This is a genomic window from Nitrospira calida (assembly GCF_976986435.1).
This window is the reverse complement of record NZ_OZ335950.1, coordinates 226,902-243,139: the sequence shown is the minus strand read 5'-3', so window position 1 is coordinate 243,139 and position 16,238 is coordinate 226,902. Positions and strand designations below refer to the sequence as shown.

The 16,238-nt window shown below is 59.8% G+C and carries 12 protein-coding genes and 1 tRNA gene; 7 read left to right on the top strand and 6 right to left on the bottom strand.

Features of this window, described 5'->3' with window-relative positions:
• The first annotated feature begins 61 nt into the window (after window positions 1-61).
• On the top strand, window positions 62-847 hold the full coding sequence (locus ACWHTU_RS01290) for an arylesterase (RefSeq protein WP_447861116.1): 786 nt from the start codon (window positions 62-64) through the stop codon (window positions 845-847).
• Window positions 848-926: 79 nt separating this feature from the next.
• Here the strand turns inward: ACWHTU_RS01290 and ACWHTU_RS01285 are convergent, their stop codons facing one another.
• The 5 genes from ACWHTU_RS01285 to ACWHTU_RS01265 all read right to left on the bottom strand — a co-directional run bounded on the left by ACWHTU_RS01285 (window position 927) and on the right by ACWHTU_RS01265 (window position 4,386).
• Entirely contained in the window at window positions 927-1,112 is a 186-nt protein-coding gene (locus ACWHTU_RS01285; protein ID WP_447861115.1) for a hypothetical protein, read from the bottom strand.
• Between the two features lie 150 nt (window positions 1,113-1,262).
• Window positions 1,263-2,141: an SWIM zinc finger family protein gene (locus ACWHTU_RS01280; RefSeq protein ID WP_447861114.1), complete on the bottom strand. Its 879-nt coding sequence runs from the start codon at window positions 2,139-2,141 to the stop codon at window positions 1,263-1,265.
• On the bottom strand, window positions 2,068-2,889 hold the full coding sequence (locus tag ACWHTU_RS01275) for a DNA-3-methyladenine glycosylase family protein (protein WP_447861113.1): 822 nt from the start codon (window positions 2,887-2,889) through the stop codon (window positions 2,068-2,070). The genes ACWHTU_RS01280 and ACWHTU_RS01275 overlap by 74 nt, the downstream gene beginning before the upstream one ends.
• Window positions 2,890-3,054: 165 nt before the next feature.
• On the bottom strand, window positions 3,055-3,327 hold the full coding sequence (locus ACWHTU_RS01270; RefSeq protein WP_447861112.1) for a CDGSH iron-sulfur domain-containing protein: 273 nt from the start codon (window positions 3,325-3,327) through the stop codon (window positions 3,055-3,057).
• Window positions 3,328-3,378: 51 nt separating this feature from the next.
• Entirely contained in the window at window positions 3,379-4,386 is a 1,008-nt protein-coding gene (locus ACWHTU_RS01265) for a ChaN family lipoprotein (RefSeq protein WP_447861111.1), read from the bottom strand.
• A 149-nt stretch (window positions 4,387-4,535) separates the two neighbouring features.
• Here ACWHTU_RS01265 and ACWHTU_RS01260 point away from each other — a divergent pair, with 149 nt between their 5' ends.
• From ACWHTU_RS01260 to ACWHTU_RS01245, 4 genes are all read left to right on the top strand, one after another.
• Window positions 4,536-5,939, top strand: coding sequence for a hypothetical protein (locus ACWHTU_RS01260; protein ID WP_447861110.1), 1,404 nt, complete (start codon window positions 4,536-4,538; stop codon window positions 5,937-5,939).
• A gap of 82 nt (window positions 5,940-6,021) precedes the next feature.
• Complete coding sequence (locus ACWHTU_RS01255; protein WP_447861109.1) at window positions 6,022-6,963, top strand: AAA family ATPase; 942 nt, start codon at window positions 6,022-6,024, stop codon at window positions 6,961-6,963.
• Window positions 6,964-7,063: 100 nt separating this feature from the next.
• The gene (locus ACWHTU_RS01250; protein WP_447861108.1) at window positions 7,064-8,182 is read left to right on the top strand and encodes a DUF58 domain-containing protein; all 1,119 of its coding nucleotides are present in this window, start codon (window positions 7,064-7,066) and stop codon (window positions 8,180-8,182) included.
• Window positions 8,154-10,355 (top strand): transglutaminase TgpA family protein, encoded by a 2,202-nt coding sequence (locus ACWHTU_RS01245; RefSeq protein ID WP_447861107.1) that lies wholly within the window; start codon window positions 8,154-8,156, stop codon window positions 10,353-10,355. The genes ACWHTU_RS01250 and ACWHTU_RS01245 overlap by 29 nt, the downstream gene beginning before the upstream one ends.
• Before the next feature lie 215 nt (window positions 10,356-10,570).
• Here the strand turns inward: ACWHTU_RS01245 and ACWHTU_RS01240 are convergent.
• Window positions 10,571-10,645, bottom strand: a tRNA-Gly gene (locus ACWHTU_RS01240).
• Between the two features lie 703 nt (window positions 10,646-11,348).
• Here ACWHTU_RS01240 and ACWHTU_RS01235 point away from each other — a divergent pair.
• Window positions 11,349-14,786 carry a molybdopterin-dependent oxidoreductase gene (locus ACWHTU_RS01235; RefSeq protein WP_447861106.1) on the top strand — a complete coding sequence of 1,146 codons (3,438 nt, stop codon included), beginning with the start codon at window positions 11,349-11,351 and terminating at the stop codon, window positions 14,784-14,786.
• Between the two features lie 4 nt (window positions 14,787-14,790).
• The gene (locus tag ACWHTU_RS01230) at window positions 14,791-16,176 is read left to right on the top strand and encodes a 4Fe-4S dicluster domain-containing protein (protein ID WP_447861105.1); all 1,386 of its coding nucleotides are present in this window, start codon (window positions 14,791-14,793) and stop codon (window positions 16,174-16,176) included.
• Window positions 16,177-16,238 lie beyond the last annotated feature (62 nt).

Below are 16,238 nucleotides of genomic sequence, written 5' to 3'. Positions count from 1 at the left end.
GCGCTTTCGTCTCCGATGACGTGGCACTGGTTTCGGCACGAATCTATTATACTGTATGACGATGTGCCGCTCCGCAGGTCTCCGCTTTCTTCAGCACCATGTTGTCGCCGCATTGGGCTATCTGCTCGCCGGCGTCGTGTTGTTCAGCTGCGACCAGAGGCCGGAGCCGCCTTCGGTTTCTCCGGATTCTCCGTCCAGCCTCGCTCGCGACAGGTTGCCCGAACAGTCTGAAACGGCCGGTGCCGATCAGCCGGGACATGCCCGCCATCCGAGCGCGGATGACCGGCCTCGCATTGTGGCGTTTGGAGACAGTCTCACTGCTGGCCTCGGTGTGGCACCCGAGGACTCCTATCCTTCCCACTTGCAACGGCGGCTCGATGCGGCCGGCTACCGGTATCGCGTCATCAACGCGGGGGTGAGCGGAGAAACGACTGCGGGAGGGCTCCGTCGCGTCTCCTGGATTTTGAACAGCAGACCCAGTCTCGTGATCCTTGAATTGGGCGGCAATGACGGATTGCGCGGGTTGAACGTGGATGAGACGCAGTCGAACCTGGAGCAGATCATAAGACGCCTGCTAGCGGAAAAGGTCCCCGTCGTGCTGGCGGGCATGAAATTGCCGCCGAACTATGGAGCCGACTATACGGCGCGTTTCGAAGCGATCTATCCGAAACTGGCCACAACCTACGGGTTGACCTTGATTCCCTTCTTCTTGGAAGGGGTCGCGACGGACGCAACTCTCAACCAGGCCGACGGCATCCATCCGACAGGCGAGGGGTATCGCCTGGTCGCCGAGCACGTGTTCCAGGCGATTGAGCCTCTCCTCCTGAAGCCGAGACCGGCTCGATGACTTCGGTCGCACAACAAAAAAGCCCCCACGCCCGACGGCGCGGAGGCCTTTTGCTCATCACCCGTTCGCTGAACCGTGATCAGGATTTCTTGAAGAACGTATCGTAGACGCCGTATCCCAATACGAGTGCGATGAGTGTGTAATACATATAGGAGATGCCACTGTAATCCGGTGCCCCGCCCTTCGGCTCATTGGCGAGGGCCAAGGAGACATTGCTGGCCATGACCGCACTGACAATCAGAACTCTGCTGATCAGATTGTTCATAAGTGACCTCCCGGGGTGGTTCGGAAATAGCCGGACAAAACGGGGCCGATTGTACTGAAATCCCATGGGTAGACGCAAGGGGAAGATGCACAGAGGGAGAAAAGCGAGAACTTCTCCCAGCGTTCACAATGACTTGTGACTTGGAACAAATCACCCGACTGGCGGACCTCCCAGAGTTCTGAGCGCTGCCGCTAACTCTTGGAAGGAGACGGCCAAGGCTTCCAGCCGTGAACCTTTCTCCATGAGTTCGCCGGCGAGGGTTTTCATCTGCCCGTCGAAGCGTCCTATTTCTTTGGAGATCTCCAACGTTCGGGCGAGCATGGTCTTGTAAGAAGCCAATTCTTCCTGCAGTTCCCTGCGAGCGGCCTGCGCGGACTTGGTCTCGTCGAGCGAGATTTGGAGCTGATGGGTAAGATGGCCGACATAGGCCTCCCGGTCCCGCATGTCGGCTTCCAGTGCCAATTGCACCGCTTCGCTCTCCCGTCGACGGTCTTCCAAGTTCCTGATAGCCTGAATCCAGGAAGCAACTTCGCCGGCTTCAAGTGTCGGCGCTTCAGGAAGCGCCTGTCCTTTTTCCAGAGCCCGCACCGCCGGCTGCAACCATTCCATGAAGATCATGATCTCGCTGAGTTTGATATCGGGCACGGAGCCGGAGGGGGGTCTTTCAGGGTAGGGGGTCTCGCGGGGACGTGTCTCGCGGGGCCTCTTGGCAGCCGTGCGAGGTTGCGACCAGCGGTGATACTCCAGTAGCACGGCGACGCAATGCCGGCACATGGGCTCTTCAACCAGGGTGCAGGTACATTTCGTCAGCAGATGCCCATCCTTCAGTTTGATCGTTTGCTCATAAAGGCCTGAATTGCCGATGACAGCGGAAGAAATTTGCGATTCATCGGCTTCGACGATCCGGACGCGGTTCTCGGAGACATATTGATGCCCGATCTGGAAGGCGGTGCTCTCAACAACCGATTGAATCATGGGCGGATCGAGCAGGCTGAGGCGGTCGGCGGTACAGGGAATGCGGTTGCGCATAACGATCCGTCCTTTTTGCTGACCGACGCCGCGTTTCTCCAATGTGTTCCTGCCCTACCCGCGGAGCCTGAGCGACAAATTGCGTTTCATGATGACCGAAGTTCTTTCCCCATACCACTAGCCAATTGGGGGGGCTCCCCAACGAAATTGGCAGTCTCTTCGCCGCAACGGACCTTCGCCGCTTTCTGCCTCGTATAACCGCAACCTCTCCCCGGTTTTTCAGGACCGTAGGTTCTTCCATAGATTTATAGATACCAGCGGGCAGTGGTCTCATAGGGATGCCAGATTTGCCCGATTTTCCGAAGTCTAGTCGGCACAGGCAGGCTTTGCAATCCGTAGCGTCGTTGGACGCTTTGCGGATGCCTAAGTCGTCCACCGGCAGGACATCCAAGCGGTTGAGCGCAAACATCAGAAACATTTCAGTCGTCCATCGACCGATTCCGCGGATCGAGACGAGTGAGGCGATGATTTCCTCGTTGGACTGCCGCGCGAGTCGCCTCGGCGTGATCCGTCCATCTCGGAAGCCAGCGGCCAAATTTTTCAAGTACCCGGCCTTTTGCCTGGACAAGCCAGCGGTCTGGAGGACGGACATTGGAGTCCTCGCGACGGACAGCGGCGTCGGCCGTCTGGTGGGATAGAGCGCGAGAAAGCGATCGAAGATGGTTTCCGTTGCCTCAGGGGAAAGTTGTTGGAGATGATCGAATCGCAAAGGGTCGCGAAGTAGTCCCGGCGCGGCATCAGCCTGCATGGGCCAACACGCGAAATGATCTCGCGCATGACCGGATCGACGCGCCGAAGATGCCGGCAGGCGGCGGCATAGCCGTTCTACAAGCGAAGGGTCCGAGATGGGGTTTGTCCGTGTTGGTCGTCGTCGAGCAACGCCATATGGTTCGCGAGCGGCAAGCGGCGCCCTTTAGCGCTCCCGGCTCTCGCCCTTCTCGATCAGCGGTAAGCGGGAGTGCGTTCCATCACAGAACGGCGGGGTCTTGGTGTGTTTACAACCGCAAAAGGCCACTTGCTTTCTCTCTGCAAAGGTCACTTCCAGCGGTGAGAAATCGGTCCCCGTATGGGAGCCGTCGCAATACGGTTGGGTTTTCGATCGGCCGCAGCGACACCAATAGACCATGCCAGGCCCCACATCCACGATATAGGGCCCGCGCTGGGCAATCACGATTGGATCCGGCATGATGTCCTCCTCTCAACCTCGATCTCGTCTCGCCGCGCTCACCCTCTCATCTCAACGGCATCGGCGAGGTGGGCCTTGCAACCCCATGGGAGTCAACCAGATATAGTCCGCAATGCCGTCTTTGAGCAGCTCCTGAATTTCATCCCGGTGATCGGCGTGAAAAGAACTGAGATACACGGTCAGTTGTCGAACCCCTTCGGAGACCCGCCGCATGACTCGTTTCGGCACCGGCAACTGATACTGGATGTGGCCGCCGCCGGTATAACTGAGGATCGGCCCCATCGGAGAACCCGGGCCGATGCGAAACGTCCGCAGAGCTTCAACGATGGTTTTGGCCATGGCTTCGTCGCGGAACATGGACGCCTCGTACATGCCTTGATAGGCCGCGTCGGATCCGCCTTCATGACAAAGCCGAAGTTGTCGCACGATCTTCTCCCGATACGCTGCATCGTCGACGATTTCTTCCTGCGCCATCCCCCATCTTGCCATCTCCGGATCGGTCCGGACCCCCGCCAATCCGTGCTTCGCCACCTGGCGGACGAGTGAGCGCGGGGGGTTCAGCGCGCGCACAGGCAGCTGATGCTCCCGGGCGAATGTGATCAAAGGTTCGTAATCCTCGTACGCGCCACCCCAGTTTTGGCGCCAGCGGACCGCCTCCAGAAATTCCGATTTGGTCATGTTCGACTCTGCAAGATACCGATCCAGGCCGGCCTGGCCGTCCCAGCCGAACATCTCGATGGCCAGAACGGGTTTCCGTCCTTTGGCGATCAGCGCCTCCAAGACCCGAAGAGCCGCCTCAACATGAAACCGATTGTGGTGTTCTTCCCCGAGATAGATCACGTCCCAGGAAGCGAGGGAATCGAACCACTCCTCCAACGAGACCGCGCGTCCGGTCCGAGCTTCTAGCAGTTGCCACTCGCGAAACGATCCCGTTTTGTCGGCTGGCAACGAGGAAGATGGCGGAAACTCTGCAGCGCTGTTCGCAGGGACGGGTTGGGCAACCGCGATGGAGAAGATCGCACCGAGCCACAACCATCGGACGAACGGGTGGCATCTCATGCAGAAAGGCTGGACGGTCATCGCGGTCTTACCTAGCATACGCACGGCCCCACGGCAAGGAGGCGAGCCTTGACGGAAAAGAAGCGCGGCCGTTATGCTCCGGCGGTGCAAACAATCGAGAAGGTCGCCGCTCGCCCGCCGTTATCATTATGGGTGTCGATCCCCAGTCGCTTGCCGATTTGCGCATCCGGCTCGAACGCGTCCGGAACACCGATGAAGAACGATGGCGGGCTTCCCGCCGTCTCGTCGAGCCTGCGCATGTGCGCCAGACGTTGAATCGGTTGAGCGTCGCGCTTCGGGAGGCTTCCCTGGCGGAGGATATGAAAGCGGCTCTCCTGTCGGCCATTCGCTCAGGCCATGCCGACCGGATCCAAGACCTGCCCGGAGAGCGGTTGAAAAATCTCACCGGGCTGCCCCCGACCAAGGCGATCCGAGCCCTCAGTCTTCTCTTCGGCGGAATGGATGCAGCTCGATCCGTTTTGCCGGTCTCAATCTGGACACCCCTTCAAGTCGAACATCTGGTGCGTACCCACCGCAACCCGTTCGATCTGTTGCTCGAAGCCGATGTAGCCTCGCTCCTCGACCTGGGAGCCGGCGATTTGTCCTTCGCGGAGGAACTGGTCGATCACTATCTCCCGCACTTTCGAAAAACAAAGAAGCCGCTCGTTCTCCATTGCCTGGACCGCCTCCAGCCCGGCTCCAAACTGGGAGGCCCGCTGCATGCCCGTCAAGATCGGCTTGAACGGCTGAAACATCTAGATCTGATCCAGTTCAGCTTTTTCGGCGGTCAGGACATGTTCGCCCTCGAACCTCTGGAACAGACGGGGGAGATCGCCTCCCGCTACACCGTGGTGACGTGTTGGGCGCCGGCGACCCCAACCTTCGCCTATGAACCGACCAGGTTGTCGCGTGCAGTGATCGAGGCGGACCTGCGACGGACCAAGGGAACGTTCCGGATGGTCGAAGTTGACGGAGAAACTGCGCTGGAAGTCCGGCACGAAGGTCGGACGTTGTTGTTCCCTCCCTGGAAATTCGACATCCGTGGGCCGCTCGCCTTACTGAACCTTGTGGCTCGCCACGGGCTGCTCGCGGTCCTAGGCGCGGTGGATACACAGGTTTTCTGGGAACTTTTGTCCCAGCTTGTCGCCGATCCAGTCGTTCGGCCAGTCGAGCAGATCCTGACACCGACTCTGCTGGCGGATCTTTTCGGTCCCGTCTATCGTCGTTTGGAGGAACTGCCGGTCGGCGGCTCGGCGGTACTGAACGACGTGACGAATCTCCGGACCGACATCCCGCGCGTTCTCGCCGGGACCCGCGAACACGGACCAGCGTTTCGATTCAGGTACGTTGAGGTCAGACGCGGCGCCGTCTTTCCAGGCATCCCGGCCAGCAGCACGGCGCGACTCTTTCACCGCATGACTCAAGAAGCGCCTCCCTGGTTCATGATCCTTGTCCCTGAGACTGTCGAAGACCATCACTCTGCGCCCGCGGAGCGCGACGAACCGACTGCCGAGGAACGTCGCGACGACCGCGCAATATCGACGGAAAATTGACGCTCTCCAGACCCTTTGCTAGACTTCGCCAGTGTCCCGCCGATCCTTGCGCTTGGCCCATTTTCACCGATAGACCCCGACCGTGGACGCGACAAAGGCGATCCGTTCCATCCAAGACAACGTCGAGCGCGTGATCAAGGGCAAACCCCAGGTGATAGAAAGGGCGGTGGTGTGTCTTTTGGCGAGAGGGCACTTGCTCATCGAAGATGTCCCGGGAGTAGGGAAAACCACTCTCGCGCATAGTTTAGCCCGCTCAATCGACTGTTCGTTCAAGCGGATCCAGTTCACCAGCGACTTGTTGCCGTCGGACATTCTCGGCATCTCGATGTTCAACCGGCAGAAACAGGCCTTTGAGTTCATGCCCGGGCCTATTTTCGCCAATATTGTCTTGGCAGACGAGATCAACCGCACAACGCCCAAGACGCAAAGCAGTCTGCTAGAAGCGATGAGCGAGGCCCAAGTCTCGGTGGATAGCCAGACCTATCCGTTGCGTCAGCCGTTTATGGTGATCGCCACCCAAAATCCTTCTGAATACCACGGTACCTTTCCTCTTCCCGAGTCCCAACTTGATCGGTTTCTCATGCGCATCCGGATCGGGTATCCGTCTCCGGAGGAGGAGAAAAAAGTCCTCGACCGTCCTCACTCGCTGCATCCCGCTGAAGACTTGCAACCGGTAATGACCGGGGCGGAGGTCCTAGCTCTCCAGAGCCGCGTGGAAAAGGTCCGACTTGATGAAAGCCTGATGGAATATCTCCTCGCAATCGTCTTGGCTACGCGCCGCACCGAAGTATTGGCCCTGGGCGTCAGCACCCGAGGTGCGATGGCTCTCTGTAAGGCCGCCAAGGCGCTGGCCTTGGTCCGTAACCGCGACTACTGTGTACCAGACGACATTAAAGAGATGGCCCCCATCGTGTTGTCCCATCGGGTTATGCTGAAGCACGGGCACGCCATTAGGGGCAAGGGTGTCGACCGGGCAGAGCAAGTGATTCTTGATATCTTGGAGACCGTTCCCGTTCCCTTATAAGGGCCACGTGCGCTTCCACGTCGGCCAAGTTCCAAGTTCAGAGATGCCTTCCTCTGAAAACAGTCTGCCCTCAGCCGGCCATTCTCAGTTCAGGAGGTTCTTGCGCCAATTCTTCTCTCACCGCTCGGTCCGGCTGACGGGCGAGGGAACCCGCTTCGTACTGTTCACTTTGGCGGTCGGTGTGGCCGCCATCAACACCGGCAACAACCTTTTCTATTTGCTGCTTGCGATGATGCTCAGCTTGATTGTGATCTCGGGCATCCTATCGGAACAGTGCCTCAGACGGCTCGAGTTCAGGCGGCGAGTGCCCGATTACCTCATCGCCAAGCAACCGGCCACCGCGGAACTGTCGGTGGTCAATCGCAAGCCGTGGTTGCCCAGTTTTTCTCTCCGCATCGCGGACGTGGTGGACGGCGCTGTCATCGAACGGGGGGTTCACATCCCGCACCTGGGCCCGCGATCATCCGTTCACCTCTCCTATCCGCTGGTGGTCACGCGCCGAGGGCTGCATCGGGTCGAAGGACTCAAGGTGATGACGCCGTTCCCCTTTGGCTTGTTTTTGAAAAGCGCCTTCGTTCCCCTCGAAACGACCGTCATCGTGTGCCCGGAAATCAAACCGGTCCCCGAGCACCTAGTCCGGGAGTTGGTCGCGGAGGGACATGAACTGGCGATACCCCGCCGCGGGCAAGGGGTCGATCTGTACAATCTCCGACTGTATCAGCCGGGCGATGATTCGCGCGCGATCCATTGGATGACCACGGCTCGCACGTCCAAGCTGATCGTTCGCGAGACGGAAGCAGAAGACCAACGCCGCATCACGCTTGCGCTGTCGACCGTTGCACCGCAACGGCAGCATGAGAGCTTCGAGCAGGCCGTCATCTTAGCAGCTTCTCTTGCCGTGTTTTTTCACGATCGCGGATTCGCACTGCAGGCACTCATCGGAGACCGAGAGATTCCTCCGGCTTCAGGGGAACATCAGCTTTACTCGATCCTGCACGCGCTGGCCTTGTGCGGGATGGTGGAGCCCGCGGTAGCCGAGCCGGTCCGAGACACGTTCAATCAAGTGCTCGCTATCAGCGAGCTCACCGACTGCTCGATCGCGATCTTGCCCTGGCCGGACCAGGGGATCATTCACGCGTGTCGACATGTGACGCGTTGGGTCGACATGACCGAATATCAGGACATGGGCCATGAAGCTCGATCAGGCATTCCGGCTTAGCTCTGTCCTGCTTGCGGCCGCCGCGTTTTGCGGCTTGACCCTAGCGACGGGATTGTCTGTCTGGATCCTCGCTCTTGGCGGCATCGCGTTGGTCGCCCGACTGTTCCAACTCGGTTGGTGCCCGGAGGAATGGGGTGGCTCGTTCATCAACTTTTCCTCCGCCACATGGAACACGCTTTTGGTCCTGGCCTTCGCGGGCTTTTGGATCGATCTGCTGTGGATTTCCCAGGACCTTCTGCCCGCCGGGGTCCACTTTCTGATCGCCCTCCTGGTCAACAAATTGTTCAACCTGCACCAACGCCGCGATTTCCTACACCTGTACGCCATTAGTTTGATGGCTATTCTCGCCTCCGCAGCACTCACCACGGAAGTGTGGTACGCCACGGTCTTTTTCGCTTATCTTCTCACAGCCGTCTGGACATTGCTGCTGTATCACCTGACCAAGGAAACCGAAGAGGCAGGCTCCGCCACGCCTCATCGGATCGGAATCGCCGAGTCGTTGCGCGCGGGGGGCCGTATCACCCCGCGATTTTTCTGGACCACAAATGCCATCGCCATGAGCGCGTTCTGCCTCACGTTAGCCATTTTTTTCGCCATTCCACGGATTGGGGCCGGATTCTTTCACAAGGGCCGCACCGACGGGTTGAAAACTTCCGGCTTTTCCGAGAGGGTGGACCTCGGCGTGTTCGGTTCGATCAAACAGGACACCAGTGTCGTCATGCGGGTGGAGTTGGCAGATCGATCGAGACCGGCTACGGACCGGTTATATCTTCGGGGAGTTGCCTACGATCGCTACAACGGCCGTTCGTGGAGTAATAGTTTCGCCCATCGCCGTATTCTTCACGAGAACACCCCGGGCACATTTCGCGTACCCGGCTCGCTCGGTCGGTCAACCAAGCATGGCTCGCAGAGGGAAGGGCTCCAGCAAAACATCCTGCTCGAACCGCTGGACGCTGCGGTGCTGTTCACCGTCCCGTTCCCCGATTTCATTACCGGCGAATTCTTGACTGTCCAAGGGGATGTCATGGGCGCCCTGTACCTGCCGTCCCCACCCCCAACCAGAGTCGAATACACCGTGGTCTCTCGTGACAACCGGTTGACGGACGAAGATAAGGCGGCAAGGTCTTTCGTCTATCCTGATTTTATTCGGACTCACTTTCTCCAACTCCCGCCGATCGGCTCTCAGGTGACCGAACTGGCCGCGCACGTGACCGAACAGGCCGAGACCCCTTATAAAAAGATGATCGCGATCAAACGCCACCTTCTGGAACAGTACCGATATAGTCTGGATGTCGGCTCACCGCTCTCCGCGAAGCCGTTGGAGGACTTCCTTTTTAGGCGTAAGACGGGATACTGCGAACACTATGCGACAGCGATGGTGGTGTTGCTGAGAGCGGTCGGCGTTCCGGCCCGATTGGTCACGGGCTTTCTGGCCACCGAGTGGAACGGTTTCGGCAATTACTATACGGTGCGCCAGAAAGACGCCCATGCATGGGTGGAAGTGTTCTTCCCTCATTCCGGATGGATTACCGCGGACCCGACCCCCACGATCGGAGAAAGCGCTCCGGATCCCTGGTGGCATGCGATCGTGAGAATGATGGACTCGATGCGACTGCGATGGGATCGGCTGATCGTGCAGTACAGCGCCAGCGATCAACTCGCGGTGGTCCAGGGCATCCGGGAAAGCAGCGATTCTTTTCGAGCAAAGATTTCTCTCTCGCTCACGGGTTGGTTGAACCCGCTGTCGAACGCCATGACTCGACTCGGCCGTCTTGTACGGCAGGCCGACCTCGGTCAACTCGCAACGATGCTCGCACTGGTGACGCTGGGCGGCGCCTTCTTCGTGCTAGTGATTCGGCAGACGATCCCATCGAGGCACGGCAACGGCGCAGAACTCCCTGACGAGCAGCGTGTGGCCATTCAGCTTTACAAGCGAATGGTCGATCTTCTTGGCACCCACGGACTGGTAAAACCGACGAGCATCGCTCCGATCGAGTTCGCGCAACGTGTCCGCCAACAGAGACATGACGCCGGCTTATTGGTCGAAACGTTGACCCAGTTTTACTGCCGCGCACGGTTCGGGAAGACCCCCCTCACCCCTGAAGAGCTTGCTCGGGCCGACCAGCTTCTTGCACAGCTTCGCACCGTACTGCGATCTTCCGAGAACGCTTAACAGAACCCGGCGTGACCCCCACGAGAACCCTTCATCGGTGAAACAGCTCTCTGTCGTTTCGTGCCTGTACTTGCGCGGTGCGAAGGAAGATTGGCTCGCTTAAATCGACCGATTTTGCAGCGCTTCTTGATCAGCCGGGTTACAGCAGACATCCCGGTGAAGAGAGCGATGCCGGGGAGATCCCTGGGAAAACAGTCCTCGGGGAGGGCTGACTTTGGAGCGGGAAACGGGATTTGAACCCGCGACCCTCGCCTTGGCAAGGCGATGCTCTACCACTGAGCTATTCCCGCTCCGGCAAAGGGAAAGAAATTCTAAAGAGGCCATTCATGCCTGTCAAGCTCCACACGGTGCGGAGTTTACTGTAGGAGGGACGGAGGCTGAACTCTGATCCGCTGCATAGCATAAAGACTGGTCGAAAAATGGGCCTGCACGCTCAGATGAATTCAGCCTAGCCCCTGCCAGGTACTCATTCCTCTAATTTTTTTCCAAATAATGCGATGCCTGGACCCAAATCAATTCTTCTCAGAAGCGTTTTCGATCGTTGATTAAAAAATTTCTCATCTTGTTACGCATCCCATCAGCGTTACTTCTGTGTAACATCATAAAAGACTCCATAAGCACTTGATTTGTTGTGCCTTTAACCACTCTGTAGAAATTGACACATCTTTTCAATCGCTACGACTTCTTCACATCCACAGAAATTCGGTTCCTCTGAATTTTCACACTAACCACAATATCTCTATGTTTTTTCAGTAGGTTAAGCGATTATGGCGCGATGATTTCTCACTGGCTTGAATATTGCGAGCTAGCAACACACGCCTTGGTCATCAGATGTGTGGCGTATTGGTAACGGTCGTAAAGTTTCTTCCAAGAAAATACTGAAATTTCACGAGAATCAGGAAAAGAAAGGGGGTGAGAAAGACATTTTCCGCAGAAGAAGGCGGAACCGGTTATTTGGGTTGGTAACAAGTCATAAAGCAGGAGGGACACGCTATGCAGTTTTCACGACGGCAATTTCTTAAAGTCTCGGCGGGAACGGTCGCCGCGGTGGCCCTGGCTGACAAGGTCCTGGCCTTGACGGCCCTGCAGCCGGTCATCGAGGTCGGCAACCCCCTGGGCGACTATCCCGATCGGTCCTGGGAGCGGGTCTACCACGACCAGTACCGCTATGACTCCTCGTTCACCTGGTGCTGCTCCCCCAACGACACCCACGGCTGCCGTGTGCGCGCCTTCGTCCGCAACGGCGTCGTCATGCGGGTAGAGCAGAACTACGACCACCAGACCTACGAGGACCTCTACGGCAACCGCGGCACCTTCGCCCATAACCCTCGGATGTGCTTGAAGGGCTATACCTTCCACCGGCGGGTGTACGGCCCCTATCGGCTGAAAGGGCCCCTGATGCGCAAGGGGTGGAAGGAATGGATGGACGCCGGGGCACCGGAACTCACGCCACAGGTGAAGAGCAAGTACAAGTTCGACGCCCGCTACCTGGACGACATGCTGCGGGTGTCCTGGGACACGGCCTTCACGTATGTCGCCAAGGCCGTCATCCTGATCGCCCAGCGCTACAGCGGCGAGGCGGGAGCGCGGCGGCTGCGCGAGCAGGGCTATCCGCCGGAGATGATCGAGATGATGAAGGGCGCGGGGGTCCGCTGCTTCAAGCATCGGGCGGGCATGCCAGTGCTCGGCATCATCGGCAAGATGATGAACACGCGCTTCAACGGCGGGGTATTGCCGCTGGTGGATAGTTGGATCCGGAAAGTGGGGCCGGACCGGGCGCAGGGGGGCAAGTATTACTCGAACTACACCTGGCACGGCGACCAGGACCCCAGCCAGCCCTGGTGGAACGGGACCCAGAACTGCGATGTCGACCTCAGCGATATGCGCTTCAGCAAGCTGAACACGAGCTGGGGCAAGAACTTCGTCGAGAACAAGATGCCGGAAGCCCACTGGAAGCTGGAATCCATCGAGCGCGGTTGCCGGATCGTCGTGATCACGCCGGAGTACAACCCGACGGCGTATCGCGCCGACTACTGGATTCCGGTCCGGCCGCAGACCGACGCGGCGAACTTCCTGGGCGCCTGCAAGATCATCCTCGATGAGAACATGCAGGACATCGACTATATCAAGAGCCAGACCGATATGCCCTTGCTGGTCCGCACGGACACGTTGCAGTACCTCGACCCGCGGGACGTGATCGCGGACTACAAGTTCCCGGACTTCTCCAAGAGCTATTCGGGCCGGGTGCAGTCGCTCAAGCCGGAGCAGATCGAGCGGCTCGGCGGCTTCATGGTGTGGGATCTGAACAAGAACCAGGCGGTCCCCCTGCACCGGGAGCAGGTCGGCTGGCACTATTTCAACAGCGGCATTGACGCGGCCCTCACCGGCACCTACCGGGTGAAGCTGCTCAACGGCCGCGAAGTGGACGTGATGCCGATCTACCAGATGTACTTGGTGCACCTCCAGGACTACGACCTGGACACCACCCATCAGATCAGCCGGTCGCCCAAGGACCTGATCGTGCGGTGGGCGCGGGACAGCGGGACGGTGAAGCCGGCGGCCATGCACAACGGCGAAGGCGTCTGTCACTACTTCCACTGCACGGAGATGGGCCGCGCGGCGGCGCTGGTGCTGACCCTGACAGGCAACATCGGCAAGTTCGGGGCGGGCTGCCACACCTGGTCGGGCAACTACAAGGCGGGCATCTGGAACGCCACGCCCTGGTCCGGCGCCGGGTTGGCGGTGCATACGGGCGAGGACCCCTTCAATCAGACCCTCGACCCCAACGCCCACGGCAAGGAGATCAAGACCAAGTCGTATTACTATGGCGAGGAAGTCGGCTACTGGAACCATGGCGACACGGCCTTGATCGTCAACACGCCCAAGTACGGCCGCAAGGTGTTCACCGGCAAGACCCACATGCCCAGCCCCTCGAAGGTACGGTGGGTCACCAACGTGAACATTCTGAACAACTCCAAGCACCACTACGACATGGTCAAGAACGTCGATCCGAACATCGAGATGATCGTGACCCAGGACATCGAGATGACCTCCGACGTGAACCATGCGGACGTGGCGTTTGCGTGTAACAGTTGGATGGAGTTCACCTATCCGGAGATGACAGCCACGGTGAGCAACCCCTGGTTCCAGATCTGGAAGGGGGGGATCCGGCCGCTGTACGACACGCGCAACGACGCGGACACGTTTGCGGGCGTGGCGGCGAAGCTGACGGAGATGACCGGCGATCCACGGATGCGCCAGGTCTTCCACTTCGTCTACATGAACCGCGTGGATGTCTACGTGCAACGCACCTTGGATGCCAGCGCCACAGCCTATGGCTACAACGCGGACGTGATGCTGAAGTCGGAGAAGGGCTGGATGGTGATGGGGCGCACCTATCCACGGCATCCGCTGTGGGAGGAGACGAACGAGTCGAAGCCCCAGTGGACCCGCTGCGGGCGGATCGAAACCTACCGGGTGGAGCCGGAGGCCATCGAGTACGGCGAAAACTTCGTCGTGCACCGCGAAGGCACCGAGGCCACGCCCTATCTGCCCAATGCCATCATGTCGTCCAACCCGTTCATCCGGCCGGACGACTACGGCATTCCGATCACCGCCCAGCACCATGACGACAAGCATGTCCGCAACCTGCGGCTCCCCTGGCAGGAGATCAAGCGGCATGCCAACCCGTTGTGGGAGAAGGGGTATCAGTTCTACTGCGTCACCCCCAAGACCCGGCATCGGGTGCACAGCCAGTGGTCGGTCAACGACTGGGTGCAGATGTACGAGTCGAACTTCGGCGATCCCTACCGCATGGACAAGCGGACGCCGGGGGTCGGCGAGCACCAGCTGCACATCAACCCGCAGGCGGCCAAGGACCGCGGTATCAACGACGGCGACTACGTGTACGTGGACGGCAACCCGGTGGACCGGCCCTATCGCGGCTGGAAGCCCTCGGATCCCTACTACAAGGTCGCCCGCTTGATGATCCGCTGCAAGTACAACCCGGCCTTCCAATACCACGTGACGATGGCGAAACACGCGCCGTACGTGGCGACGGCGAAGTCGGTGAAGGGGCACGAGACGCGGCCGGACGGCCGGGCGATCGCGGTGGATACCGGCTATCAGTCGAACTTCCGCTACGGCGCCCAGCAGTCGTTCACCCGGTCGTGGCTGATGCCGATGCACCAGACGGACAGCCTGCCGGGCAAGCATGCCATCGCCTGGAAGTTCAAGTGGGGCTATGCGATCGATCACCATGCGGTCAACACGACGCCGAAGGAGTGCCTCATCCGCATCACCAAGGCGGAGGACGGCGGCATCGGCGGCCGGGGGCCGTGGGAGCCGGTGCGCACGGGCTTCACCCCGGGCCAGGAGAACGAGTTCATGATCAAGTGGCTCAAGGGGGAGCATATCAAGATCAAGGTGTAGGCCCATGACCCGAGTTCCGGGCCCCGTCGCCCGCAAGGGGACGGGACCCCGGAGCCGGGACTGGGTGGCGGAGGACGGATCACGGAAAACGGAGGACACCATGCCGGAAGTCTATAACTGGCAACTGGGCCGCAAGATGCTCTATCCCTACGAGGAGCGGCATCCGAAGTGGCAGTTTGCCTTTGTGTTCAACATCAATCGCTGTCTGGCGTGCCAGACCTGCTCGATGGCGGACAAGAGCACCTGGCTGTTCAGCAAGGGGCAGGAGTACATGTGGTGGAACAACGTGGAGACCAAGCCCTACGGCGGGTATCCCCAGTTCTACGACGTGAAGATCACGCAACTGATCGAGCAGGTCAACCCGGGGGGCCAGGTGTGGAACGTGCGGGTGGGCCGCAAGCACCATGCGCCCTACGGGGTGTTCGAAGGGATGACGATCTTCGACGCCGGGGCCAAGGTGGGCCAGGCGGCCATCGGTTACATCCCGACGGACCAGGAGTGGCGGTTCGTCAACATCTATGAGGACACGGCCACCTCGATGCGGGCCATCGTGGAAGGCATCGACAAGTCGGGGTTCTCGCGGGACGAACCGTGGAAGCTGACCGGCAGCAGCCTGCCGGAGCATGAGACCTTCTTCTTCTACCTGCAGCGGATCTGCAACCACTGCACGTATCCGGGCTGTTTGGCGGCCTGCCCGCGCAAGGCCATCTACAAGCGGCCGGAGGACGGCATCGTGTTGATCGACCAGAACCGCTGCCGGGGCTACAAGAAGTGCGTGGAGCAGTGCCCCTACAAGAAGCCGATGTACCGGGGCACGACGCGGGTGAGTGAGAAGTGCATCGCCTGCTATCCGCGCATCGAGGGCAAGGACCCGCTGACGGGTGGCGAGCCGATGGAGACCCGCTGCATGGCGGCCTGCGTGGGCAAGATCCGCCTGCAGAGCCTGGTGCGCATCGGCGAGGACGGCCTGTGGGCGGAGGACCGCTGGCACCCCTTGTATTTCGCCATCCGCGTGGAGCAGGTGGCCCTGCCCCTGTACCCGCAGTGGGGCACCGAGCCCAACGGCTACTACATCCCGCCGCGGCACAGCCCGCGGGGCTACGCGCGGCAGATGTTCGGGCCAGGGGTGGACAACGCGATCGAGAAGTACCTGGTGCCGAGCCGGGAACTGTTGGCGGTGCTGCAACTGTGGCGGGCCAGCCAGCAGATCATCTTCCGCTACGACGTCATTCCGGGCCCGAAGGTGTTTGAGACCCAGATCCACGGCAAGCGGTTCGAGATGTACAACGACACCGTGCTGGGCTTCAACAAGTCGGGCAAGGAGGTCGTGCGGCAGCAGGTGGAGGAGCCGATCTACATCCGCCCGGCCGAGCGCGTGAACTGGCTGTAACCACGGCGCCAGGCTGCATCAGCGAAGGGGCCGGGGGGCAGGTGCCCCCGGCCCCTTCTGTT

Bases quoted from the DNA above. Each gene is read 5' to 3' on its own strand.
- ACWHTU_RS01265 (WP_447861111.1), bottom strand. From the start codon at position 4,386: ATGAGATGCCACCCGTTCGTCCGATGGTTGTGGCTCGGTGCGATCTTC.
- ACWHTU_RS01245 (WP_447861107.1), top strand. From the start codon at position 8,154: ATGAAGCTCGATCAGGCATTCCGGCTTAGCTCTGTCCTGCTTGCGGCC.
- ACWHTU_RS01275 (WP_447861113.1), bottom strand. From the start codon at position 2,889: ATGCAGGCTGATGCCGCGCCGGGACTACTTCGCGACCCTTTGCGATTC.
- ACWHTU_RS01290 (WP_447861116.1), top strand. From the start codon at position 62: ATGTGCCGCTCCGCAGGTCTCCGCTTTCTTCAGCACCATGTTGTCGCC.
- ACWHTU_RS01280 (WP_447861114.1), bottom strand. From the start codon at position 2,141: ATGCGCAACCGCATTCCCTGTACCGCCGACCGCCTCAGCCTGCTCGAT.
- ACWHTU_RS01260 (WP_447861110.1), top strand. From the start codon at position 4,536: ATGGGTGTCGATCCCCAGTCGCTTGCCGATTTGCGCATCCGGCTCGAA.
- ACWHTU_RS01230 (WP_447861105.1), top strand. From the start codon at position 14,791: ATGACCCGAGTTCCGGGCCCCGTCGCCCGCAAGGGGACGGGACCCCGG.
- ACWHTU_RS01285 (WP_447861115.1), bottom strand. From the start codon at position 1,112: ATGAACAATCTGATCAGCAGAGTTCTGATTGTCAGTGCGGTCATGGCC.
- ACWHTU_RS01235 (WP_447861106.1), top strand. From the start codon at position 11,349: ATGCAGTTTTCACGACGGCAATTTCTTAAAGTCTCGGCGGGAACGGTC.
- ACWHTU_RS01270 (WP_447861112.1), bottom strand. From the start codon at position 3,327: ATGCCGGATCCAATCGTGATTGCCCAGCGCGGGCCCTATATCGTGGAT.